The organism is Alcaligenes faecalis (assembly GCF_009497775.1).
GTDB classification, from domain to species: Bacteria; Pseudomonadota; Gammaproteobacteria; order Burkholderiales; family Burkholderiaceae_B; genus Alcaligenes; species Alcaligenes faecalis_D.
Genome location: NZ_CP031012.1, coordinates 1,107,048 through 1,131,357, shown reverse-complemented (window position 1 = coordinate 1,131,357; position 24,310 = coordinate 1,107,048). Strand labels below are relative to the sequence as shown.

Here is a 24,310-nt window from a genome sequence, read left to right as displayed (position 1 = left end):
ATGCTGGACTCTTACCGCGAACATGTTGCCGAGCGCGCTGCTCTGGGCATTCCCCCGCTGCCTTTGTCGGCTCAGCAGACCGCCGAGCTGATCGAGCTCATCAAGAACCCACCTGCCGGTGAGGAAGCATTTCTGGTCGACCTGCTGACGCACCGCGTCCCCGCCGGTGTGGACGATGCTGCCAAAGTGAAAGCCTCCTACCTGGCCGCCATCGCGCTGGGCACAGAAACCTGTGCTTTGATCAGCCGCGAGCGTGCCACTGAGCTGCTGGGAACCATGCTGGGTGGCTACAACATCAGCCCGCTGATCGATCTGCTGGACAATCCCGAACTGGGCCAGATCGCTGCCAACGGCCTGAAAAACACCCTGTTGATGTTTGACTCTTTCCACGACGTTCAGGAAAAAGCCGAAAAAGGCAATGCCTTTGCAAAAGAAGTGCTGCAAAGCTGGGCCGACGGCGAATGGTTCACCAGCCGTCCTGAAGTTCCAGAAAGCCTGACCGTGACCGTTTTCAAAGTCACCGGCGAGACCAACACGGACGATCTGTCCCCCGCCCCTGACGCCTGGAGCCGCCCGGACATTCCGCTGCACGCTTTGGCCATGCTGAAGAACCCGCGCCCAGGTATCGAACCTGAAGAGCCCGGCAAGAAAGGTCCTGTCAGCTTCATCGAATCCCTGAAAGAAAAGGGCCACCTGGTTGCCTACGTGGGCGACGTGGTCGGTACCGGTTCTTCGCGTAAGTCGGCCACCAACTCCGTATTGTGGTTCACCGGCGAAGACATTCCTTTCGTTCCCAACAAGCGCTTTGGTGGCGTGTGTCTGGGCAGCAAGATCGCTCCTATCTTCTACAACACCATGGAAGATGCTGGCGCTCTGCCTATCGAGCTGGACGTTTCCAAAATGGAAATGGGCGACGTGGTTGAACTGCGTCCCTACGAAGGCAAAGCCTTCAAGAATGGCGAGCTGATCTCCGAATTCCAGGTCAAGTCCGACGTACTGTTTGACGAAGTGCGTGCCGGTGGCCGTATTCCTCTGATCATTGGCCGTGGCCTGACCACCCGTGCTCGCGAAGCACTGGGTCTGCCTCCAACCACCCTGTTCCGTCTGCCACAAAGCCCTGTTGATTCCGGTAAAGGTTTCTCCCTGGCCCAGAAGATGGTTGGCCGTGCTTGCGGTCTGCCTGAAGGCGCAGGCGTGCGTCCCGGCACCTACTGCGAACCACGCATGACCACCGTTGGCAGCCAGGACACCACTGGCCCAATGACTCGCGACGAACTGAAAGACCTGGCTTGCCTGGGCTTCTCGTCCGACCTGGTGATGCAGTCCTTCTGCCACACCGCTGCTTACCCCAAACCTGTTGACGTTAAAACTCACCACGAACTGCCTGCTTTCATCAGCACACGCGGTGGCGTTTCCCTGCGTCCAGGCGACGGTATCATCCACTCCTGGCTGAACCGCATGTTGTTGCCCGATACCGTTGGTACTGGCGGTGACTCCCACACCCGTTTCCCTATCGGCATCAGCTTCCCCGCTGGTTCCGGTCTGGTGGCCTTTGCTGCTGCTACCGGTGTGATGCCTCTGGACATGCCAGAGTCCGTGCTGGTGCGCTTCAAGGGCGAAATGCAGCCCGGCGTCACCCTGCGTGACCTGGTTAATGCCATTCCTCTGTACGCCATCAAGCAAGGTTTGCTGACTGTCGAGAAAGCAGGCAAGAAGAACATCTTCTCCGGCCGCATTCTGGAAATCGAAGGTCTGCCCAACCTGAAGATCGAACAGGCTTTCGAGCTGTCCGACGCTTCCGCCGAGCGTTCCGCTGCCGCATGTACCGTGCGTCTGAGCAAAGAGCCCATCATCGAATACCTGAACAGCAACATCACGCTGCTCAAGTGGATGATCGCCAATGGCTACGAAGACGAGCGCACCATCACCCGTCGTATCAAGGGCATGGAGGCCTGGCTGGCCAACCCTGAACTGCTGGAACCCGATGCAGACGCCGAATACGCCGCTGTTATCGATATCGATCTGGCTGAAATCCACGAGCCTATCGTGGCTTGCCCGAACGACCCTGACGACGTGAAGACCCTGTCCGACGTGTCCGGCACCGTGATCGACGAAGTATTTATCGGTAGCTGCATGACCAACATCGGTCACTTCCGTGCCGCTTCCAAGCTGCTGGAAGGCAAGCGCGACATTCCAACCCGCCTGTGGGTCGCTCCTCCGACCAAGATGGACCAGCAACAGCTGAGCGAAGAAGGCCATTACGGCGTTCTGGGCGTGGCTGGTGCTCGTATGGAAATGCCCGGTTGCTCGCTGTGCATGGGTAACCAGGCACAGGTTCGCGAAGGCGCCACCGTCATGTCCACCAGTACCCGTAACTTCCCCAACCGTCTGGGCAAGAACACCAACGTGTTCCTGGGTTCGGCTGAACTGGCTGCCATCTGCTCGCGTCTGGGTCGCATCCCAACCCGCGAAGAGTACCTGGCCGACATGGGCGTACTGCAAGCCAATAGCGAAAACATCTATCGCTACATGAACTTCGACCAGATCGAAGAGTTCAAGGAAATTGCTGACTCCGTAGGTCTGTAAGCCCTAGCGCTTGCAAATAACGCCTTCGCCGCTTCATGCGGCGAAGGCGTTTTTCTTTGCCTGTTTGAAATGCCCTCCCCTCCAAGGGGCATGCAAAAATCCTCGTATCAAAGGCGACCTGCGGCTCTCCGCTCGCGGGTATACCCCTATTACTCTTGTGGTTACTCCGTATGTACGGCCAGCGTTCGAATCGCCTATAAAGCTGAAAGCAAACTGAAAGAATACTGAAATACAGCTGAAAACGGAATCAGATTGCTGCAGTTTGCTCTCGAACGCTTACAGCCACTTCGGAGACACACCTCATGAGAAACAGGATCAAAAAAAGCACCGCGCCCCAAGAACACACCGGCGCATCCCGGCGCAAGTTCCTGAGCGGTGCTGCAGCCGGCACCGCGGCTGCAGCAACGATGGGCTTTCCTGCCATCGCTCGCGCGCAGGGTCCCATCAACTTCCGCTTTCAAAGCACTTGGCCCACCGTCGACATCTTCCACGAATTCGCTCTTGATTTCGCCAAGAAGATCAACGACATGACAGGTGGAGACCTGAAAATCGAAGTCTTGCCCGCAGGGGCTGTTGTACCGGCCTTTGGCCTGCTCGATGCCGTCTCCAAGGGAACACTGGACGGCGGCCACGGTGTGCTGGGTTACAACTACGGCAAACAGAACGCCCTGGCTTTGTTTTCGTCGGGACCGGCCTTTGGCATGGACGCCAATATGGTGCTGGCATGGCATAAATACGGCGGCGGCAAGGAACTGCTAGCCAAGCTGTACGATGCCATCGGTGGCAATGTCGTCTCCTTCCTGACCGGCCCCATGCCCACACAACCATTCGGCTGGTTCAAAAAACCCATCACCAAGACCGAAGACCTCAAGGGCCTGAAATTCCGTACCAACGGCCTGGCGATCGACCTGTTCACCGAAATGGGCGCTGCCGTCAATGCCCTGCCGGGCGGTGAAATTGTTCCGGCATTGGACCGTGGCCTGCTCGATGGTGCGGAGTTCAACAACGCCGCATCGGATCGCGCTCTGGGTTTCCCGGACGTGTCCAAGGTCTGCATGCTGCAAAGCTTCCACCAGGCCTCGGAAACTTTCGAGATCATGTTCAACAAGGACAAGTACAACGCATTGCCGACACAGTTAAAGGCCATTGTCGACAACGCTGTCGAGGCTGCATCGGCCGACATGTCCTGGAAAGCAGTTGACCGTTACTCGCAGGACTACCAGCGCTTGCAAAAGGAAGATGGCGTCAAGTTCTACAAAACGCCCGACACCATCCTGCAGCAACAACTGGTCGTGTGGGACCAGATCGTCGCCAAGAAGGCCGAGACCAATCCCCTTTTCAAGGAAATCGACGCATCGCAACGAGCGTTCGCGGCACGCGCCATGGCGTGGGACATGGACACCAACAATAACCGCCGTATGGCCTACAACCACTACTTCGGTCGCAAGGCTGCGCCCGCCAAGAGCTGACCCCTATCGGCAATAGCACCGCGTCATCCCGTCCTGCCGGATGTGGATGACGTCTCCTGCCCCACCCCAGGCCGGCCGCGCCCAAAGCCGCAGCCGACACGCATCACAGACCCTTTCCGCGCTAGCAAGGTGAACCTACCATGCAGAAAATTCTGGTCTTTATCGACCGGTTCAATACGTGGATAGGCCAGTTGTTCGGCTGGCTAGTCCTGGCATTGACCCTGTTCGTTTCCTTCGAGGTCTTCTCTCGATACGTGTTGTCCAACCCGCATGCCTGGGCCTTTGACATGATGAACATGCTGTACGGCGGCCTGTTCATGATGGCCGGTGCCTATACGCTCTCCAAGAACGGCCATGTCCGCGGGGATGTGCTGTACGGTTTTTTCCCGCCCCGCCTGCAGGCGGGCCTGGACCTGATCCTGTACATCCTGTTTTTCATTCCCGGGGTGGTCGCCATGTTCTGGGCCGGCTACTACTTCGCTGCCGAATCCTGGGCCATCACGGAGCACTCGAACATCACGGCCAACGGGCCGCCTATCTACCCATTCAAGGCCATCATCCCACTAGCCGGTTTCTGCCTTCTGCTGCAAAGCTTCGTGGAAATGGTGTACTGCGTGCGCTGTCTGCGGGACGGGAAATGGCCTTCGCGCGACAAGGACGTTGAAGAGGTCGATGTAGACAAGCTGATGGATATGGTGGACGTCAACAGCGACGATATTAAAAAGCTGGATGCCTTTGTCACGGGCGACGGAAAGAAAGGGAGTCCAACATGAGAAAAGAAATCTGGTTCGGGCTCACCATACTGATCGGCATTGTCCTGAGCATTGCCGTATTCATGCCGTCCCCAGCTGAGATGACTAATGGTCACTTGGGCCTGCTCATGCTGGCTCTGATTGTCGTCACTATCATGCTGGGCTTTCCCACTGCCTTCACCCTGATGGGGATGGGGGTGATCTTTACCTGGCTTGCCTATCGCGACATGGGCACACAGCAAGCGATCCAGCAGACCCTGGACCTGATGGTTCTGCGCACTTACGCTGTCATGACCAACGATGTGCTGATTGCCGTGCCCCTGTTCATCTTCATGGGCTACCTGGTGGAACGCGCAAATCTGATCCAGAACCTGTTTCAGGGTATGCACCTGGCCATGGCGCGTGTTCCAGGTTCACTGGCTGTAGCCACGATTGCCACCTGCGCCATCTTTGCCACAGCCACGGGCATTGTGGGGGCGGTGGTAACACTGATGGGCCTGCTGGCGATGCCAGCCATGCTGCGGGCGGGCTACAGCGTACAGCTGACAGCCGGCTCCATTACCGCCGGGGGCTGCCTGGGCATTCTGCTGCCCCCCTCCGTGCTGCTGATCCTGTACGGCGCTGTTGCCGGTGTCTCGGTGGTGAAACTGTATGCCGGGGCCTTCTTCCCTGGCCTGATGCTGGCGGTCATGTACGTGCTGTACGTGATTATCCTGGCCAAGCTCAAGCCCAGCGTCGCTCCCCCTCTCTCCCCGGAAGACCGGATCGTCCCACTGCCAGCCTTCGCTCAAACCATCAAGGAGACCATCACAGACCGCGCCGTTCCCGGCCTGATCAGCGCCATGAAGGGACCTCGCAATGTTGATGTCCCCATGAAGCTGCTACTCAAGAATCTGGCAGTTGCTCTGCTACCTGCCGTGATCTTCCTGGCCGTTATGGGTTTCAGCTATCAATCAGTCACCGCTCCCCAAGTAGCCGAGCACTACGAGCTGCAGGAAATGGGTGGGGGTTTCAGCGATTTCGATAGTAACTACAGTGGCGGTGGGCTGGCTGAACCTCCGGGCGCTGGTGGTTTGTCCGAACCTGAAGGCAGTGAACCACTCCTTGCGCTGGGTGCGAGCGAGCTGGGCGCAGAGGCTCCCGCCCCTGAAACAGCGACCACCGAAGACGCCACTACAGCAGAGCGCCAGGCAGCCCCAATCACATTCTGGATCTTTCTGATCGTGGGCAGTTTGGCATTGCTGTGCTACTACGCAATGCTGAACTTCGCACGGCTGGAAATCTTCAAGATGCTGCTCAGCTCCTTCTTTCCGCTGACCATGCTGATCCTTGCCGTGTTGGGCAGTATCATCGTCGGCCTGTGCACGCCCACCGAAGCGGCAGCCCTGGGCGCGTTGGGCGGCATCCTGCTGGCCTTCGCCTATCGCCGCTTGAACTTCTCCATGGTGCGCGAATCGGTGTACCTCAGTGCCAAGACCAGTGCCATGGTCTGCTGGCTGTTTGTCGGTTCCAGTATTTTCTCGGCGGCCTTCGCCCTGCTGGGTGGTCAGGAACTGATTAACGGCTGGGTGCTGTCCATGGATCTGACGCCCATCGAGTTCATGATCCTGGCACAGATTGTTATTTTCCTGCTGGGCTGGCCACTGGAATGGACAGAGATCATCATCATCTTCATGCCCATTTTCCTGCCGCTGCTGGCGCACTACCAGATCGATCCGCTGTTCTTCGGTTTGCTGGTGGCGCTGAACCTGCAGACAGCATTCCTGTCGCCGCCGGTTGCCATGTCGGCCTTCTACCTGAAGGGAGTCTCGCCACCTCATGTCACACTGAACCAGATTTTCCTGGGCATGATGCCTTTCATGGGTATCCAGATCCTGGCAATTATCATCCTGTATTTGTTCCCCGACATCGGCCTGTGGCTGCCCAGGGTACTGTACTGACCTCAGCCCGGCGGCACTGAATCACAGCAGAAGCCGCCGCATTTCCGGATGCGGCGGTTTTTTTTGCTTCATGATCCTTCCTAAGGAGCTTCCCTCATTCACACACCCCGGTCGTGGCAAAGGGTAAACTAGCCTGTCCCTCTATCGGTTTTGTATGTCCATGTCGCAACTCAATTCCAAACTGCTCGCCCAACAACCCAAAGAAATCCAGCGTCTGATCAATTACACCGACGCACTGGTGCGTTCCGGCTCGCAGATCGAAGACCGCTATTGGCAGGGGCTGGCCGCTCAATTGCTAGACAAGCTCTATAGCGGACGCCGCAATACGGCGGTGGAACAGACACTGGAACTGCTGGGCAGCGAGCAACAAAACCAGCATTACGAAATCCTGATGGAACTGGCCGAGTCCCACGCCGAATGCCAGCAAATCGAGCATGACGGCGTGCTGTACGACGCCCTGCTGTTTTCGGCCCCACTGACCGCCTGGACTCGCTATCAACTGCCTCAGGGCACGCTCAAGCCCCAGCAACACAAGGAACTGGAAGAAGCCTTGCGCGCCACGGTTCTGGCCGAAGGCACGATGTGCGCCCTGCTGCCTAATCTGGTCAATTACGACGAGATGCCGCAAACCTACCAGCAGGCTTACGCCTGGACGCGCAGCCTGACCGCACAAGCTCTGGGCCGCAGCCAGGATCCCGTTCCGCTGAACAAACCTGAAGAAGCCAGCAGCCTGCTGGCCGACGCCCGCTTTCTGATTGGCGTGGTCATGGCACCGGTCGGCCAGCCTCTGTTTCGCTGGCAGCAATCCAGCGACAATCTGCAAGCCGACCACCTGCGTTGCGTAGAGCAGTGGGTGGAGCGCTACTCCGCCATCGTCACGCCTTTGTTCACGGGTTGCCAACTGCAGTTTCTGGCTCCGAATGCCTATTACGTGAACAACCGTGAGTCGGATCGTGAAATCCGCCCATTGGCCTTGACCGCAGGCATCACCTGGCTGCAAACGGCGGTGAAACTGTCGCCCGACCATTTGCGGGCCGTCATTGTGGCTTGCGGCGAAGAGCAGATCGAAGAATATCGCGTGGGCTTTAGCACCATTTCCTCGCCCACCGTGATTTATGGCTGTATCTGGCCTGTGTTGAGCCAGGAAGAGGCTGAGTCCTCTTTCCACAGCGATGATCATATCGATATCCCGGACGTGATTGCCGCCCTGCTCAGCACCCTGGGCCTGGTCCAGATTCAGCGCCTGCCCGGCCTGCACTCCACCGAGACCTGCGACGATTGCAACGCGCCCTTCTTCCCGGACATTAACGGCGAGATGCAGCACCCGGAACTGCCGGACGAAATCGATCTGGACCCCGTACAGCTGCACTAAATTGAATACCGCTTCTATTTCCCAGCCTGTATCCATAGACCTGTTTTGCCGTGTTATCGACAATCTGGGGGATATAGGCGTGTGCTGGCGGCTGGCCCGTCAGCTGGCGGCCAGAGCCGAGGTCGCCCAGCTACGCCTGTGGGTGGATGATCTGCACAGTTTCAGCCGCATCCAGGCTGAAGTACAAAGTGGGCTGGAAAGCCAGCAACTACAAGGTGTGGATATTGAACACTGGCATGATGTGCGCCAGGGCTACCCCGCACCACACCCCTTTGTGATCGAGGCCTTTGCCTGCGAACCGCCCGAAGCCATGACACGGCAGTTAAGGGCAGATAGCCATGTGTGGATCAATCTGGATTACCTGAGCGCCGAGCCCTGGGTGCAAGGCTGCCACGGCCTGCCATCCCCACAAGCAAACGGAGCCAACAAGTATTTCTTTTTCCCCGGTTTTGTCCCGCAAACAGGGGGCCTGCTGCGTGAAAGCGATCTGCTGGCCCGCCGCGATGCCTTCCAACAGGACGATGCCGCCTACCAGACCATGCTGAACCGTCTGGGCGTGGCACAGGAGCACATTCAAGCCCTGCTCCAGGGCGAGATGCAGCAAATGTTCCTGTTCTGCTATCCCGATGCGCCCGTCCTGGCTCTGCCAGAAGTCCTGTCCACGCTGGAGCAGAAAACCCTGCTGCTGGTGCCCGAGTCGGTTGCTCAACGCATCCCGGAATTAGCCAAAGACCAACTGCTGATCCAGCGTATCCCCGCTGTGAACCAGGCCGAATTTGATGCCCTGCTCTGGCGTAGCGCACTGAATATTGTGCGCGGCGAGGACTCCCTGGTGCGCGCCATCTGGGCCGGCCAGCCCATGCTGTGGCAGCCCTACGTACAGGAAGAGCAGGCCCATCTGGACAAGCTGCAAGCCTGGCTGGATACCGGCAACTTGCCTGAGCCGGTTCAAGCCCTGCATCTGGCCTGGAGCAGTGCCGATCAGACAGGTGCTGCCGCCGCTTTGAGCCGCTGCCTGGAACCCCAGGTGTTGCGTCTATGGCAACAAGAAGCCCGTGCATATAGTGCAAAACTGGCTGAACAAGCCGATTTGGCCAGCAGTTTGCTGAGTTTTTACACCCAAGTCGCCCGAAAACGCTAAAATAACCGATTACCTCTTAAAAGCTCCCTGACACTGCGTTTGGCGGAGCCTGTCCCATTCGGAGTTTTTTTAATGAAAACCGCACAAGAACTGCGCGTTGGTAACGTCGCGATGGTCAATGGCGACCCTCTGGTCGTTCAGAAAACGGAATACAACAAATCCGGTCGCAACTCCGCCGTTGTCAAACTGAAGTTCAAGAACCTGCTGACCGGCTCGAACAGCGAAGCCGTGCACAAAGCTGACGAAAAATTTGAAGTTGTTCAGCTGGAAAAGCGCGAATGCACTTACTCCTACTTCGCTGACCCCATGTACGTCTTCATGGACGAAGAGTACAACCAGTACGAAATCGAAGCCGAAAGCATGGGCGACGCCCTGGACTACCTGGAAGAAAACATGTCTGTTGAGGCCGTTTTCTACGAAGGTCGTGCCATCTCGGTTGAACTGCCCACCATCATCGTGCGCGAAATCACCTACACCGAGCCAGCCGTGAAAGGCGATACCTCCGGTAAAGTGCTGAAACCCGCCAAGATCAACACTGGCACCGAAGTCAGCGTGCCTCTGTTCTGCAACATCGGTGACAAGATCGAAATCGACACCCGCACTGGCGAATACCGCAGCCGCGTGATGTAAGAAAGACGTCGTGCCGCCCAGTGCGGTACGCGCAAAAAAAGGGGCTGTTTTTACAGCCCCTTTTTCCTGCCTGCCAGATTCACCGCAGCATCCTCAGGCCAGCAAGCCGGTGTTCACAAAGCCACCGTCCACGCTGATGATCTGCCCGGTCATATAGGCTGTTTTTTCGCTATCCAGCAAAAAGCAGATCGCCTGCGCCACTTCTCGCGGCGTGCCATAGCGATGCATGGGCACGGCAGACTTCCAGGTTTCCTGCACCTGTTCCGTATGCACCTGCATGGCCAACGGCGTCATGATGGGACCGGGACACACACAGTTCACCCGTATGCCTTCCTGAGCCAGCTCATTGGCCATTACCTGCGTCAGATTGATCAAACCCGCCTTGGTGATGCCATAGGCTGCACGCCCGCGGTTGCCTACCAGACCGGATACCGAGGAAATATGCACAATCGCACCCTGCTTGTGCTCACGCATCAACAAGGCCGCTTCCCGGCTGATACTGAAAGCCGCCAGCACGTTCACCTCGAAAGTGGCGCGTAACAAGGCCGAATCCGTATTCAAAAAAGTAACGTCCCGCCCAAAACCGGCAGAATTCACCAAGCCGCCTATGGGGCGCTGCAAGTGATACGTTTCAAGCACAGGAGCGATACGCGCTTCATCGGTAATATCCAGCAGCTCGGCGGCCAGGTGATCACCATAGTGCTTGAACTGCTCCGTCAAGGCCGCCAGTTTTTCGGCGTTATTGTCCAGAGCCAGAACATACGCGCCTTGCTCCAGCAACAGCTCAACCGTTGCCAGTCCAATGCCCGACGCCGCGCCTGTCACTACCATCCAGGAGTTCTGCATCAGGCCGCCTCCAGAACCAGTTCAAAGGTGACCAGCACCGAGTTCACCTCCGGCTTCAAACGACCACGGTGCACGCCGTGCTGGTAATCAACAATGATCACATCCAACTGCACTTGCTGATCGGCGGGCAGGCTCAGATCAATACGGCCTTCCTCGATCAAAACCTCGGTTACGAAGGGCTCAACAACGATTTCTGGCTCCAGAATCGCCCCCACCAGACTCCCCACACCGCCACGAATGAGGGCACGCGTCAGGCCCAGCTCCTGGCAAATGTCTCGCAAGACAGCCGAGATGTTCTGATTCGGAGCCAGGGTCACAATCCAGCTTTTGGGACTACCAGCCTGCACCGGGGAAAGCTCAGGTCTAGCCACAGGCGTGAACAAGCTGAAATTCGTTTCCGGGCAAGGCAGAGTCTCAAAGGCTGCGCCACGCACATACGTTATATCCAGCTCGGGCGAGCCGCCCAAAATGGTTTGATCCGGCAGAATATGCCCGGCCTGCAACTGCCCTTGGGAGTCACGCCAGGCGGCATGGCAATGCAGCCATAGCTCGCCATCTCTATTGCGTCCCAAAGTCACACTAGCCTGTTCAATCAGCACTGGGCCTGGATGGGTGTAATGCTGGCTGTAGTACACCGAATGATCGGGCGAGGAGGACAATGCGGGCATCACATAATGCAAATCTGCAAACTGCCCGCCCTTGAAACGCCCGACCGCGCTGTGCAAGTCATGCGCCTCCCCCGCCAGGCGCAAGGCATCCAGCAAGGAATGCCCGGCCCGCAAGGTCTGGGTATGACTTTCCGTCTCACAAGGGGCCAACAGATAAGGCTGAGCCCGTTGCACGCCAGGATGTTTGACCTCTCTTAGCATGGCGCCTCCTGTGCCAGCTGCGGCAAACATTTCATCAGCTCATCTTTCACCATGCGCTTGGGGACTTTGCCGTAACCGGATTTGGGCAGGGAATCCCAGAACTGGATGTACTTGGGCATTTTGTAGCGGGCGATGCGCTCGCTCAACCAGGTGCGCAGTTCGGCCTCCGTCAAGGCGGCCCCTTCCTTCAGCACACACACCGCCACCCCGACCTCGCCCCACTGACGATCCGGCACACCTACCACCGCCACCTCGGTAATTGCACCGTGCAGCAGGATGTATTCCTCGATCTCGCGCGGGTAAATGTTGGAGCCGCCCGAGATGTACATATCAGAAGCACGCCCAGTCAGGTACACATAACCGCGCTCGTCCATATGGCCAATATCGCCCGTGCGAAACCAGCCATTGCGGAAGGACTCGGCATTGGCCTTGGGATTGTTGTAGTAGCCCGCGAACACGGCTGGGCCAATCACGCAGACCTCGCCGGTTTCGCCATACGCCACTTCCTGGCCTTGCTCGTCCTGAATGGACACTTGCATACCCGCACGCTCATACCCACAGCTGGCTGGATGGCTGATACGACCATCAGCATCTTGATGATCGAAGGATGGCAGCACGGTGATATTGCCCGTCACCTCTCCCAGGCCGTAATACTGCACCAGCACCGGGCCAAATTTTTGCAGTGCCAGACGCAAGTCTGCCTCGTACATGGGCGCACCGGCATAAATCACATGACGCAGGCTGGAGTGATCGTACTGATCAATATGCGGACATTCGGCCAGCAGCTTCAAAATCGTCGGCACCGTGAACAAGGTGCTGAGCTTGTACTTTTCAATCAAGGCAAAGGCTTGTTCGGTACTAAAGCTGTCACCCGGCAAGAGCACGGTTTTTGCGCCACGCAGCACCAGATTCAACTGATGCACACCTGCACCATGCGACAAGGGGGCCAATACCAAACCACCATCTTCACTGCGCGTACCCGGCAAGAGATCGGCCAGATGATTGGTCAGGACAAAGGCCATTTGCCCATGCGTCAGCACCGCCGCCTTGGGCTTGCCCGTCGTACCGGAGGTAAACAACAGCCAGCAAGGCGTATTGGAAAACACATCCGCATTGGGCGTGATGGCGCCCTGGTTCTGCTCCAGCAAATCCCGCACAAGTGGACGCGCATCCCTAGGCTCTGGCGTACCGCGCAGCCACAGCAAATCCATATCCGGGAAATGCTTGCTGACGACCTCCGCATGTTCCGGAAAATCTGTCTGACACAGAAACACGGTGCTACCGGAGACGTCCACCATATGCAGCAACTCTTCCGGTTTGACGCGGAAGTTGGTCGGCACCCAGATCGCCCCCAAACGGAAGGCGGCGAACATGGAGAGGAACATCTCGTTGCTGTTTTTGGAGTGCACCAGAATCGCACTGCCAGCCTGCACGCCACGGGCTTTCAGGCCCGCCGCCAGGGCGGACACCTGGGCGTCCAGTTCCTGCCAGCTCCAGCTTTCCTCACCCCAGATCAGCGCAGGCTGATCCGGCAAACGGCGGGCATTCTGGGTCAGCAGATGCGACAAGTTCATGGCCCGATTCGACATGGGCTGTACTACGGCGTTTGTCATCATTTCAAGCGTTCCAGAATCGAGACATAGTTGGCCACAGCCGCACCACCCATATTGAAGATGCCGGCCAGTTCTGCTTGCGGCAATTGCATATCACCCGCTTCCTGAGCCAGCTGCATGGCTGCCATCACGTGCATGGAAACACCCGTTGCGCCCAGAGGGTGACCGCGTGCTTTCAAGCCGCCAGACACGTTCACTGGCAACTGACCATCTTTACGGGTGCGACCTTCCAGAATCACTTTCCAGCCCTCGCCACGCGGAGCCAGACCCATGGCTTCATACTCCAGCATTTCCGCCGTGGTAAAGCAGTCGTGAGTTTCCACCAGATCCAGATCCAGAATGCCCACACCGGCTTTGGACAAAGCCTGCTGCCAGGCACGATGCGCCCCTTCAAACGCAATCGGGTCGCGGCGCGACAAAGGCATGAAGTCGTTTACCTGCACACGGGCACGGAAGCGAATCGCGCGGCGCAAGGCACGGGCGGTTTCTTCATCCGCCAGAATCAGGGCGGCAGCACCATCGGACACCATGGAGCAATCTGTACGACGCAGCGGGCCAGCAACCAAAGGATTCTTTTCCGAAACCTGATCGCAGAACTCCAGGCCCAGATCACGGCGTACATGGGCGTAAGGGTTAGCCAAGGCATTCACGTGGTTCTTGGCGGCAATCTGCGCCAGGGAATGACTGTGATCGCCATAACGATCAAAGTAAGCCTGGGTGATCTGACCAAAGATTCCCGCAAAACCCAGCGGATTGTCCTCTTCCTTGCGATAGCAACCGGAGCTGAGAATTTCAGGAATGCGGGTAGGTGGCACACCCGTCATTTTTTCTGCACCCACCGCAATCCCGATGCGGGCACGGCCACTTTCAATGGCGTCCATCACGCTATGAATGGCGGCACTACCCGTGGCGCACGCATTTTCCACGTGTACGGCAGGCGTGAAACGCAGATCAGGCTGATGCAGAGACAGCAATCCGGCCTCAAACCCTTGAGGGTTCAAACCATTGTTATAGACACCCACGGCCGCAAAATCGATGTCGCTGGCCTGTATGCCTGCGTGCGCAATCGAATCCCTGACCACGGCTTGAATCAATTCTTCAATGTCGATGTTATCCAGCTTTCCAAACGGGGTATGTGCCCATCCCACAATGCATGTGTGTCCAGACATAGTTTTCCTTGAACGTAAAAATTTGATCAATGAATCGCGCACCCCTGAAAAGCCGGAACGGCAGCTCAAGGGCCCGTAACTTGTTCCCCAATCTTCAGAGACTCGATGTACGCCTTCTCTTCCAGCAAGAGCGCCACCAGCTCCTCATGTCGCTTGTTGCGCAAGCGGCTCTCTACACTGGCAATGGCCAGGGAAGCCGGCATGCCACTGGTGGGATGAGAAACGCAGACTGCCACCCCCCAGGAACCTTCAAAAATAAAACCGCGGTTAAAGGCATAGCCCTGCTCACGCGTCTCGGCCACCAGATCCCACAGAATGTCGGTGCTCAGCTGGGGGTAATTGCGCAACCGCTCCTCATTCGCCTCCAGGGCTTCGCCAATCTGCTCATCCGTCATGGCCGCCAGAAATGCAATCCCGCTGGCACCGCAACCCAGGGGGTGACGATCCCCCGGTTGCAGCACATGCGAGCGCAAGGGGTGATGCCCTTCCTCGCGAGCCAGACACACGGTTTCATAAGCGCGCCGCACACTTAGCAGGGCGCTGTCGCCCGACACCTTGGCAATACGCGTCAAGCTGCGCTCGGCAATACGCTGGATGCCGAAGCGATGCGCTGCCATCAGCCCCAAGGAATACAGCTCGGGGCCCGGAAAATATTTGCGCGATACCGGGTCCTGCTCGATCAAGCCATTGCCCATCAAAGCCAATAACAGGCGACGGGTGGTGGGCTTGGTCAGCTCGACCTTTTTCACGACATCACTCAAGCCTATGCCCTGGTTACGCAGGCCTACGACCACCTGCATGACTTGCACGGCCCTATCCAGGGTTTGGCTGGAAGAAATCGACTCTGGGCTCTCTTTGGAATCCATTTTCACACTCTTTATAATATAGGTCCGTATATTGGACCATTTAGTGATTCAGATTGGAATACGTGAACCGCCCTTTAGCGAAGTATTTTGGGCAGTATATTAAATATTTACGTAAATCCTGTAGGTAAAAATACTAGGTTGTCCTAATTTCAGGCCTGCCTTGTAATGCAGCAGGTCAGCTTGCATAAATCTATAGGTCCATCAAATGGACCCCACAGGAGATTAAAAAATGAAGCGTCGCACATTTCTGAAAACGGTTGCTGCCAGCAGCACCCTGCCTTGGGCATTGAGCTTTTCCAAATCCGCTCAGGCTGCCGAATTCGAGTATCGCATTGCGCACAGCGTGCCCACCCATCACCCCTTGCATGTCCGTATGGTTGAAGCCGCAGACCGTATTCGGGAGCAAACGAATGGGCGTTTTGACCTGCGCATTTTCCCCTCGGACCAATTGGGTTCGCAGACCGATGTGATGAGCCAGATCCGTTCGGGTGCGATTGATTTCCTTTGCCTGTCCGGTGTGGTGCTCTCTACCCTGGTTCCCTCCAGCGCCATCAGCGGTCTGGGCTTTGCGTTCAAAGACTACGACCAGGTCTGGAAAGCCATGGACGGCGGCCTGGGCGAGTTCATTCGCGCAGAGATCGCCAAAACCCGCTCGCTGTTTGCCTTTGAACAAATCTGGGACAACGGCTACCGCCAGATCACCAGTTCGGGCCGCGCCGCTGCCACACCCGCTGACATCAGCGGCATGAAGATTCGTGTTCCGCCCTCCTCCATGTGGACCTCGTTGTTCAGCTCTCTGGGTGCTGCACCGGCCACGATCAACGCCAACGAGCTGTACTCCTCCTTGCAGACCAAGATTGTCGATGCCCAAGAGAACCCACTGGCCGTGATTTCCACCCTGAAGCTGTACGAAGTGCAGCAGTACTGCGCCATGACCAACCATATGTGGGACGGTTTCTGGCTGCTGGCCAACCGCCGCAACTTCGACGGTCTGCCCGAGGACATTCAGGAGATCGTGCGCAAGAACCTGAACCAGAGCGCCGTCCAGGAACGTGCCGACCTGTTCAGCCTGTCCGAGCAATTGCAAAGCGATCTGGAAGGCAAAGGCATGCAGTTTGTTCAGGCCGATACCGCCGCCTTCAAGCAGCGTCTGATTGATGCCGGTTTCTATGCCGAATGGAAAAAGAAATTCCCGGCAGCAGGCTGGGAGCAATTGGAATCGGTGGTCGGAAGTTTATAAGCTAGGGGCACAGCACAATGACAAATGACAGTCAGAACCTGCAGATACAGGAACGGCCACCACTGTGGCAGAAATTTGAAACTTGCTTGTTTAAAGCGACGGCCTTTATCAGTGCGATTCTGCTGGCCTTAGTCATTGTTCTCTTGCTCTCGGGCGTGGTGTCGCGCTATGTATTGCACGCACCACTGACCTGGTCCGACGAGCTGGGCGGCATTCTTTTCCTGTGGCTGACCACCTTTGGCGCCGCCCTGGCTACGTATCGCTTTTCCCATATGCGCATGACCGCCGTGGTCTCGCGCCTGGGTAGCGAATGGGAGCCCTTCTTTACCGCCTTTGCCATCACGGCCACCACGCTGTTCTTCGCCCTGATCCTGTATCCGGCGATTGATTTTGCGATGGAAGAGGCCTTCATCACCACCTCTGCCCTGGAAATCTCCAACGCCTGGCGTGCCTCGGCCTTACCGGTGGGCTTTGGCCTGGCGCTGATCTTTGGCCTGGGCAAGATGGCTGAAGTCATACGCCAGCCTAAAGCCATGCTGGCCGTGCTGAGCGTGCTGGCCTTGACCCTTCTGGTGTGGCTGATCAAGCCCTATCTGCAAGGGCTGGGCTATATCAACCTGCTGATTTTCTTTGTGCTGATTGTGGGCGTTAGCGTGCTGAGCAGCGTGCCTATCGCCTTCACCTTTGCACTGGCTACCTTGGGCTATCTGGCCCTGACCACCCGCGTTCCCGTCATGACCCTGGTCGGTCGCATGGACGAAGGCATGTCGCACCTGATGCTGCTGGCCATCCCCACCTTTATTTTCCTGGGCCTGCTGCTGGAGATGACCGGCATGGCACGCGCCATGGTGCAGTTTCTGGCCAGTCTGCTGGGTCATGTAAAAGGTGGCCTGTCCTATGTGCTGATTGGCGCCATGTATCTGGTGTCCGGCATCTCCGGTTCCAAAGCAGCAGATATGGCCGCCATCGCCCCGGCCCTGTTCCCGGAAATGACCAAGCGCGGCGCAAAAGAAGGTGAACTAGTCGCCCTGCTTTCAGCGACCGGCGCGCAAACAGAAACTATCCCACCGTCCATTGTGCTGATCACGATTGGCTCGGTAGCCAGCGTCTCCATCGCGGCCCTGTTTACAGGCGGCATGCTTCCCGCACTGGTGCTGGGTATCGGCTTGTGTGTAGTGGTAGGCTGGCGCAACCGCCACGAGGACCTATCCAATGTCGTGCGCGTCCCCGCTAAAGAATCGCTAAAACTGTTCCTGATCGCCCTGCCCGCACTGGCCTTGCCTTTCGTTATCCGCGCCGCCGTGGTCAAAGGCGTAGCCACAGCCACCGAGGTTTCCACCATCGGCATCGTCTACGCCATGATCGCGGGCCTGGTGATCTACCGCCAATTCGACTGGCGCAAGCTCTACCCCATGCTGGTGGATACCGCCGTTCTATCCGGTGCCATCCTGATCATTATCGGTGCAGCTTCCGGTATGGCCTGGGCACTAACGCAATCGGGCTTCTCGCGCGAATTGGCCCAGTTCATGCAAACCCTGCCCGGCGGCCGAACTGGCTTCCTGGTGGTGTCGGTGATCGCTTTCATCATCCTGGGCAGCCTGCTCGAAGGTATCCCCGCCATCGTGCTCTTTGGCCCCCTGCTCTTTCCCATAGCCCGAGTCATGGAAGTGCATGACGTGCACTACGCCATGATCGTGATCCTTTCCATGGGCCTGGGCCTGTTCGCACCACCTTTCGGTGTCGGTTACTACACCGCCTGCGCCATCGCCCGCGTCAACCCGGATGAAGGCATACGACCGATCTGGGGGTACATGCTGGCCCTGTTGATTGGCCTGGTCTTTGTGGTCGCCTTTCCTTGGATTTCGATTGGTTTTCTGTAAGAGATATGGCTATGACACAGCAACACGACTCCGCCGTTTTCACGCAAAGCTTGCAAGGCAGAACAGTCTTGATTTTTGGGGCGGGCGCGCCTTTAGAGGACTGGAATAACGGGAAAGCGGCGGCGGTCGCTTATGCCAGGGCTGGGGCGCAGGTGGTTTGTGTGGATAAGGATTGGGCGGCGGCGAAACGCAGCGCGGATCATATTAGTGGGGAAGGTGGAGAAGCGCTGGCTTTGGAGGCGGATGTTTGTAATACCGAAACAGTAGAACGAACGATAGCGTTAGCACTAGAGCATTTCGGACAAATCGACGTCCTGCATAACAACGTGGGAATTGCACCTGCTGGTGGACCATTAGATATAGACGATGCCCTATTCCAAAAAACCATGGATATTAACGTCGGCTCTATTCTGCGAACCACCCGCGCTGTATTACCGCATTTTCTGAAACAAGGCTCGGGAGTGATTACTAATATATCTTCCCTGGCTTCAATCCGTTGGAGTGGCTACTCTTACTTCGCTTATTACGCGTCTAAGGCGGCACTGAATCAGGCTACTGTTGCTACGGCATTGGAGTTTGCTGATAAAGGAATAAGGGCGAATGCCATTTTGCCGGGGGTGATTGATACACCGCTAGTTTATCAGCAGATTGCGGCTCAGTATGATTCGATTGAACACATCAAGGAGCAGCGGGCCAATGCGGTGCCAATGAAGAGGACAGGGACACCGTGGGATATTGCGAATGCAGCGGTGTTTTTGGCTTCAGATGCAGCAAGGTTTATTACGGGGGTTTGTCTGCCAGTGGATGGGGGGCATTCTTGTGCCATGCCGGGGATGAGGTGAGCGGTTAGTTCCGATCGGTATGTGCACCTCCCGAAAGTCTACAATCGGCCATTTCCAGTCAATCACGCGAACGAAATGAACATATCCTTTCCAACGCATTACTGACGGTTGGATGGGAATTTTTACTGGCATTTCGATACAGACTGCGGAGGGTCGGCCACCGCGTATAATCGTCGAAAATCGGCCATTCACATTTCCCATCCGTCGCCGAATACGGCTTTATATTTAAAGCAAGCTTTCTAAATTTCAACCGAATCAGGAATATATGCGCCTCGCTTTTTTTTCCGTTACCAACTATCGAAGCATCATTGGCACACATAGGATCCCTATCGGTGACATTGCGGTGCTTCTAGGAAAAAACAATGAAGGAAAATCGAACATATTAAGAGCTCTTGCCGTTTCAATGAAGATGTTAACCGACCATGGAACAAGGCATAACCCAAATCGCATTGCACGACCACCCGAACGCGACAGGTTCTTATGGCGTCGCGATTTTCCTATTTCGTTGCAAGGCCGAAAAAGCGGTTTGGAATCGAAATTTAGACTTGAATTTGCTCTCGACGATGATGAAGTCAACGAATTTCGGAATGCTATTAAAAGCAATCTCAACGGAACTCTCCCGATTGAAATAAAGATCGGAAAAACCAACGAGCATGCTATTCATGTCCCTAAAAAAGGTCCTGGCGGAAACACACTGTCCTCGAAATCTGCAAAAATCGCGCAATATATTGCTACGAAAATTGAATTCAATTACATTCCGGCCGTACGAACGGAGGAGCATGCGGAAGAGGTGGTGCAAGAGATGCTTGCTGATGAGCTAGCAAAGCTTGAAACTGAGCCAAGCTACATTGCGGCGTTGCAGGCTATTGCAGACCTTCAAGAACCAATTCTGGAAAGAATCGGTAACTCTATCAAGGAATCGTTGAGCGAATTTTTGCCAAGCATTAGTAGGGTGTATGTCCAAGTCCCACCCGCGGCGCGACGTAGTGCATTGCGAAGTCAGTGCCGCGTGGAGATTGACGACGGCACGCGAACTTTGCTTGAATTTAAGGGCGACGGTGTCAAGAGCCTTGCTGTACTTGGTCTCCTAAGGGCGAAACGCAGGTCGCTTGGCGCCGCCTCTATTATCGCAATTGAAGAGCCAGAATCGCATTTGCATCCGGGCGCGATTCATAGCCTTCGTGAAGCGATCCTGAATCTGGTGCCGGAAAACCAAGTCGTGTTGACCAGTCATTGCCCGCTATTCGCAGATCGCGATCAAATCGCGCGCAACATCCTAGTCGATACCAATAGTGCGAAGCCAGCTAGAACGATAGCAAGTATCCGAGAGATGCTCGGTATCCGAGCATCTGACAATCTCGTGAATGCGGGCCTGGTATTGGTGGTGGAAGGAAATGAAGATGTAATAGCATTAAAGACGCTCTTGCCGACACTGAGCGACGTTATTGGAACCGCATTAAAGCAAAACTTTCTAGTGATTGAAGGTTTGGCTGGGGCAGGAAACCTCTCGTACAAACTTAATATGTTAAACAATGCTTTATGTTCCGCGCATGTATTGTTGGATCATGATGCTGCTGGACGACTTGGCTATGAAAAGGCAGAAAGCGACGGTCTTTTGAGGATTGCCGACCTTACTCTAGTTGTGTGTAAAGGCATGCGAAATTCAGAACTTGAAGACTGTTTTGATGTGGATGTGTATGCCGATGATGTTATGGCGAAATTTGGTGTTGATTTTAGATCAACAACTTTCCGGGGGAATGAAAAATGGTCTGACCGGGCAAAAAAATCCTTCGAGAACGCAGCGAAGCCTTGGGGTGAACGTATTAAGGCGCAGTTAAAAGATACCGTCGCTCGTGCCGTTGCCAAGTCGCCTGCTACAGCGCTAAATATTCACAAACGTGCTTCAATTGACGCATTAGTCAGCGCTATAGAGGCAAAACTAGCCATGAGCGGTGTCGCATCAAAGTAGGAGTCAATTTCCGTCTTGTTTAGCAGGTAGTTCCGAAAAAACGAACGCCCCTCCGCTGATATGGCTCGAGTTTAAATATTGCCTGCGAGTACGGACTCAATCGGTCGTCGGTGAATTTTGAATGGCAGCTTACCGCTGCACTGCAAGCTTCCAAGAAATCCGGCTGACCGGCTCTAATGGGTCGAAAGCAGTCGTACCGCCCCTCTCAACTCGATGTCATCCAACAAATAGAATGGGAAGAGTTTTCAGCTCTTCCCCTCAACACCTACTTACCTTACCTCACCCCAAACGCCTCCTCAAAAATCCCCATAATCGTCTTCTTATCCGTCTGAATCGGATTAGTCGCACCACAGACATCCTTGAGTGCGTTATCTGCCAGAACCGGGAAATCTTCCCGCTTCACGCCCAACTCTTCCAGCGACTTCGGAATCCCCACAATGTCCGCCAGCTTTTTAATCGCCGCGATGACATCCAGGCCTTTCAGATCTGCATTGTTATCCGATAGCAGTTTGCCGATTTCATTCAAACGCTCCCCTGCCACCTGCATATTGAAAGCCTGCACATGCGGCAGCAGCAGGGCATTACAGACGCCATGCGGCAGGTCGTAGAAGCCACCTAACTGGTGCGCCATGGCGTGGACATAGCCCAGAGACGCGTTATTGAATGCCATGCCTGCCAGGAACTGTGCATAGGCCATTTGTTCACGGGCTTTTTTATTGTGCGGTTCACGCACGGCAGTTGGCAGATATTTCGCGATCAGCTCTACCACTTTCACCGCACAGGCGTCGGTGATGGGGGTGGCGATTGTAGATACGTAAGCTTCGACTGCGTGGGTCAGTGCATCCATGCCTGTGGCAGCGGTTAAGGATGCAGGCATACCTTCCATCAGGTCCGAATCGTTCACTGACAGGAAAGGTGTGATGTGGCGGTCGATGATCGCCATTTTTACGTGGCGGGTTTCATCGGTGATGATGGTGAAGCGTGTCATTTCCGACGCTGTACCAGCAGTGGTATTGATAGCCAGCAGTGGCAGTTGCGGCTTGGCGGATTTATCTACGCCTTCGTAGTCGGCAATCTTGCCGCCGTTACTGGCGACCAGGGCGACACCTTTGGCACAGTCGTGGGAGGAGCCGCCGCCCAGTGACACGATCAGGTCTGCGCCGTGTGCTTTCAAGGCGTCCAGGCCTGCATTGACGTTACCTACAGTGGGGTTGGGCTGCACCTTGTCAAAAATCGCGGTGTTAATACCTTGTGCGGTCAGCTTGTCGGCTACCAATTGGGCCATGCCCAGCTTGGCCAGATCGGCATCGGTGATGATCAAGGCTTTTTTGAAGCCCATTTTCCCGACAATAGGCATGGCTTGATCCAGCGCGCCGGGGCCCAGGATATTGTGCGAGGGGATAAAGAATTCCGAGACTGTCATTGTGCGTATTCCTTATTGATGATCGAAGAGATTCCTTGCGGCCCTCTGGGATAAACACATAGCAAGCGCGCAAGAAGGGCATCCCCCCATATTGCATGGGGGGAGGTCTGACAACACTACGAATAGATCAAGAGATCAGAAGAAGCCCAGGGCGTTCGGGCTGTAGCTGACCAGCAGGCACTTGGTTTGCTGGTAGTTATTGAGAGCCATCTTGTGGGTTTCGCGGCCAATGCCGGACTGCTTGTAGCCACCGAAGGCAGCATGAGCAGGATACAGGTGATAGCAGTTGGTCCAGACTCGACCTGCTTCAACACCACGGCCTACGCGGTAGGCACGCGAGCCGTCGCGGCTCCAGACACCAGCACCCAGGCCAAACTCGGTATCGTTGGCGATAGCGATGGCTTCTTCTTCGTCCTTGAAGGTGGTCACTGCGGCCACCGGTCCGAAGATTTCTTCCTGGAAGGTACGCATGCTGTTTTTACCGAGCAGCATGGTGGGGCTGATGTAGTAGCCATTATCCAAACCCTGGCCCAGACGATTGCGTTCGCCACCGGTCAGGGCTTGTGCGCCCTCTTCCCGACCGATATTGATGTAGCCCAGGATGCGCTCCATCTGTTTCTCGGACACCTGCGCGCCCACCATTGTCCCGGCATTGAGCGGATTGCCGGTCTGGATACGTTTGACTCGCTCTACGGCGCGCTCGATAAAGCGTTCGTAGATCGACTCCTGAATCAGGATGCGCGATGGGCATGTGCAAACCTCACCTTGGTTCAGGGCAAACATGCTCAAGCCTTCCAGGGCTTTGTCCAGGAAAGCATCATCAGCCTGCATCACGTCTTCAAAGAAGATGTTGGGGCTCTTGCCGCCCAGCTCTACCGTTGCTGGGATCAGGCGGTCAGCCGCTGCGTGCAGGATTTCTCGGCCGACAGGTGTGGAGCCGGTGAAGGCGATTTTGGCGATGCGCTTGGAGTTGGCCAAGGCATGACCAGCTTCTTTACCGTAGCCAGTGACGACGTTCAGTACGCCTGCAGGCAGAAGATCACCGATGATTTCCATCAGCAGCAGGATGGAAGCGGGGGTTTGCTCAGCCGGTTTCAGGACGATGGGGCAACCGGCAGCCAAGGCGGGAGCCAGTTTCCAGGCGGCCATCAACAGCGGGAAGTTCCAGGGGATGATCTGGCCGACGACACCGATAGGCTCGTGGAAGTGGTAAGCGACCGTGGTGCTGTCCACATCCGAAATGCTGCCTTCTTGTGCGCGCAGGCAACCGGCAAAGTAGCGGAAATGGTCGACCGCCAGGGGCAAGTCAGCCGCGCGGGTTTCACGGATAGGTTTACCGTTGTCGATGGTCTCCGCCACCGCCAAACGTTCCAGATTTTGTTCAATACGGTCAGCAATGCGCAACAAAACAGCAGATCGCTCGGCAGGCGGAGTATTGGCCCACTGGTGGCGCACCTTGTGCGCGGCATCCAGCGCCAGGTCGATATCCGCTGCACCCGAGCGGGCTACCTGGCAAAACACCTGCCCAGTTACAGGCGAGACATTATCAAAATACTCGCCTTCGACCGGCGGCACCCAACGTCCACCAATGTAGTTGTCGTAACGGGACTTGAAGGGGAATTCCAGATCCAGGCCCATGGATTTGAGATCGGACAGATTCATGATGTCTCCTTATTGATTTAGTTCGGTGTCACCAGACGTGC

Annotated in this window: 18 protein-coding genes; 11 read left to right on the top strand and 7 right to left on the bottom strand. The window is 56.2% G+C overall.

The window, feature by feature from the left end; translation table 11 throughout:
• From acnB to efp, 7 genes are all read left to right on the top strand, one after another.
• A complete protein-coding gene (gene acnB, locus DUD43_RS05150; protein WP_153229414.1) occupies positions 1–2,586 on the top strand; it encodes a bifunctional aconitate hydratase 2/2-methylisocitrate dehydratase in 2,586 nt (861 codons plus the stop codon).
• A gap of 302 nt (positions 2,587–2,888) precedes the next feature.
• On the top strand, positions 2,889–4,055 hold the full coding sequence (locus DUD43_RS05145) for a TRAP transporter substrate-binding protein (protein ID WP_153229413.1): 1,167 nt from the start codon (positions 2,889–2,891) through the stop codon (positions 4,053–4,055).
• 140 nt (positions 4,056–4,195) lie between these two features.
• The gene (locus tag DUD43_RS05140; protein WP_026484281.1) at positions 4,196–4,828 is read left to right on the top strand and encodes a TRAP transporter small permease subunit; all 633 of its coding nucleotides are present in this window, start codon (positions 4,196–4,198) and stop codon (positions 4,826–4,828) included.
• Positions 4,825–6,747 carry a TRAP transporter large permease gene (locus DUD43_RS05135; RefSeq protein WP_153229412.1) on the top strand — a complete coding sequence of 641 codons (1,923 nt, stop codon included), beginning with the start codon at positions 4,825–4,827 and terminating at the stop codon, positions 6,745–6,747. Before DUD43_RS05140 ends, DUD43_RS05135 begins: the two co-directional genes overlap by 4 nt.
• 160 nt (positions 6,748–6,907) lie before the next feature.
• Positions 6,908–8,119: a DUF2863 family protein gene (locus tag DUD43_RS05130; RefSeq protein ID WP_228125900.1), complete on the top strand. Its 1,212-nt coding sequence runs from the start codon at positions 6,908–6,910 to the stop codon at positions 8,117–8,119.
• 1 nt (position 8,120) lies between these two features.
• Complete coding sequence (gene earP / locus DUD43_RS05125) at positions 8,121–9,260, top strand: elongation factor P maturation arginine rhamnosyltransferase EarP (protein WP_228125899.1); 1,140 nt, start codon at positions 8,121–8,123, stop codon at positions 9,258–9,260.
• 72 nt (positions 9,261–9,332) lie between these two features.
• On the top strand, positions 9,333–9,890 hold the full coding sequence (gene efp / locus DUD43_RS05120) for an elongation factor P (RefSeq protein ID WP_153229410.1): 558 nt from the start codon (positions 9,333–9,335) through the stop codon (positions 9,888–9,890).
• Between the two features lie 93 nt (positions 9,891–9,983).
• Here the strand turns inward: efp and DUD43_RS05115 are convergent, their stop codons facing one another.
• The 5 genes from DUD43_RS05115 to DUD43_RS05095 all read right to left on the bottom strand — a co-directional run bounded on the left by DUD43_RS05115 (position 9,984) and on the right by DUD43_RS05095 (position 15,253).
• Positions 9,984–10,736, bottom strand: a complete 753-nt coding sequence (locus DUD43_RS05115; protein ID WP_153229409.1) for an SDR family NAD(P)-dependent oxidoreductase — start codon at positions 10,734–10,736, stop codon at positions 9,984–9,986.
• On the bottom strand, positions 10,736–11,605 hold the full coding sequence (locus tag DUD43_RS05110; RefSeq protein WP_153229408.1) for a hypothetical protein: 870 nt from the start codon (positions 11,603–11,605) through the stop codon (positions 10,736–10,738). Before DUD43_RS05110 ends, DUD43_RS05115 begins: the two co-directional genes overlap by 1 nt.
• Positions 11,599–13,221 carry an acyl-CoA synthetase gene (locus tag DUD43_RS05105; protein ID WP_322742797.1) on the bottom strand — a complete coding sequence of 541 codons (1,623 nt, stop codon included), beginning with the start codon at positions 13,219–13,221 and terminating at the stop codon, positions 11,599–11,601. The genes DUD43_RS05110 and DUD43_RS05105 overlap by 7 nt, the downstream gene beginning before the upstream one ends.
• The gene (locus DUD43_RS05100) at positions 13,218–14,387 is read right to left on the bottom strand and encodes an acetyl-CoA acetyltransferase (RefSeq protein WP_153229407.1); all 1,170 of its coding nucleotides are present in this window, start codon (positions 14,385–14,387) and stop codon (positions 13,218–13,220) included. Before DUD43_RS05100 ends, DUD43_RS05105 begins: the two co-directional genes overlap by 4 nt.
• Before the next feature lie 65 nt (positions 14,388–14,452).
• Positions 14,453–15,253, bottom strand: a complete 801-nt coding sequence (locus DUD43_RS05095) for an IclR family transcriptional regulator (RefSeq protein WP_153229406.1) — start codon at positions 15,251–15,253, stop codon at positions 14,453–14,455.
• A 229-nt stretch (positions 15,254–15,482) separates the two neighbouring features.
• Between DUD43_RS05095 and DUD43_RS05090 the strand changes: the two genes are divergently transcribed.
• From DUD43_RS05090 to DUD43_RS05075, 4 genes are all read left to right on the top strand, one after another.
• Positions 15,483–16,493 (top strand): TRAP transporter substrate-binding protein, encoded by a 1,011-nt coding sequence (locus tag DUD43_RS05090; protein ID WP_153229405.1) that lies wholly within the window; start codon positions 15,483–15,485, stop codon positions 16,491–16,493.
• Between the two features lie 17 nt (positions 16,494–16,510).
• On the top strand, positions 16,511–18,373 hold the full coding sequence (locus tag DUD43_RS05085) for a TRAP transporter large permease subunit (RefSeq protein ID WP_153229404.1): 1,863 nt from the start codon (positions 16,511–16,513) through the stop codon (positions 18,371–18,373).
• A gap of 11 nt (positions 18,374–18,384) precedes the next feature.
• Positions 18,385–19,215 carry an SDR family NAD(P)-dependent oxidoreductase gene (locus DUD43_RS05080; RefSeq protein ID WP_153229403.1) on the top strand — a complete coding sequence of 277 codons (831 nt, stop codon included), beginning with the start codon at positions 18,385–18,387 and terminating at the stop codon, positions 19,213–19,215.
• A gap of 265 nt (positions 19,216–19,480) precedes the next feature.
• A complete protein-coding gene (locus tag DUD43_RS05075) occupies positions 19,481–21,184 on the top strand; it encodes an ATP-dependent nuclease (protein ID WP_153229402.1) in 1,704 nt (567 codons plus the stop codon).
• Between the two features lie 274 nt (positions 21,185–21,458).
• Here the strand turns inward: DUD43_RS05075 and DUD43_RS05070 are convergent, their stop codons facing one another.
• Together DUD43_RS05070 and DUD43_RS05065 are read right to left on the bottom strand one after the other, a co-directional pair.
• Positions 21,459–22,607 (bottom strand): iron-containing alcohol dehydrogenase, encoded by a 1,149-nt coding sequence (locus DUD43_RS05070; protein ID WP_153229401.1) that lies wholly within the window; start codon positions 22,605–22,607, stop codon positions 21,459–21,461.
• 135 nt (positions 22,608–22,742) lie between these two features.
• Entirely contained in the window at positions 22,743–24,269 is a 1,527-nt protein-coding gene (locus DUD43_RS05065) for an aldehyde dehydrogenase family protein (RefSeq protein ID WP_026484276.1), read from the bottom strand.
• Positions 24,270–24,310: the final 41 nt, after the last annotated feature.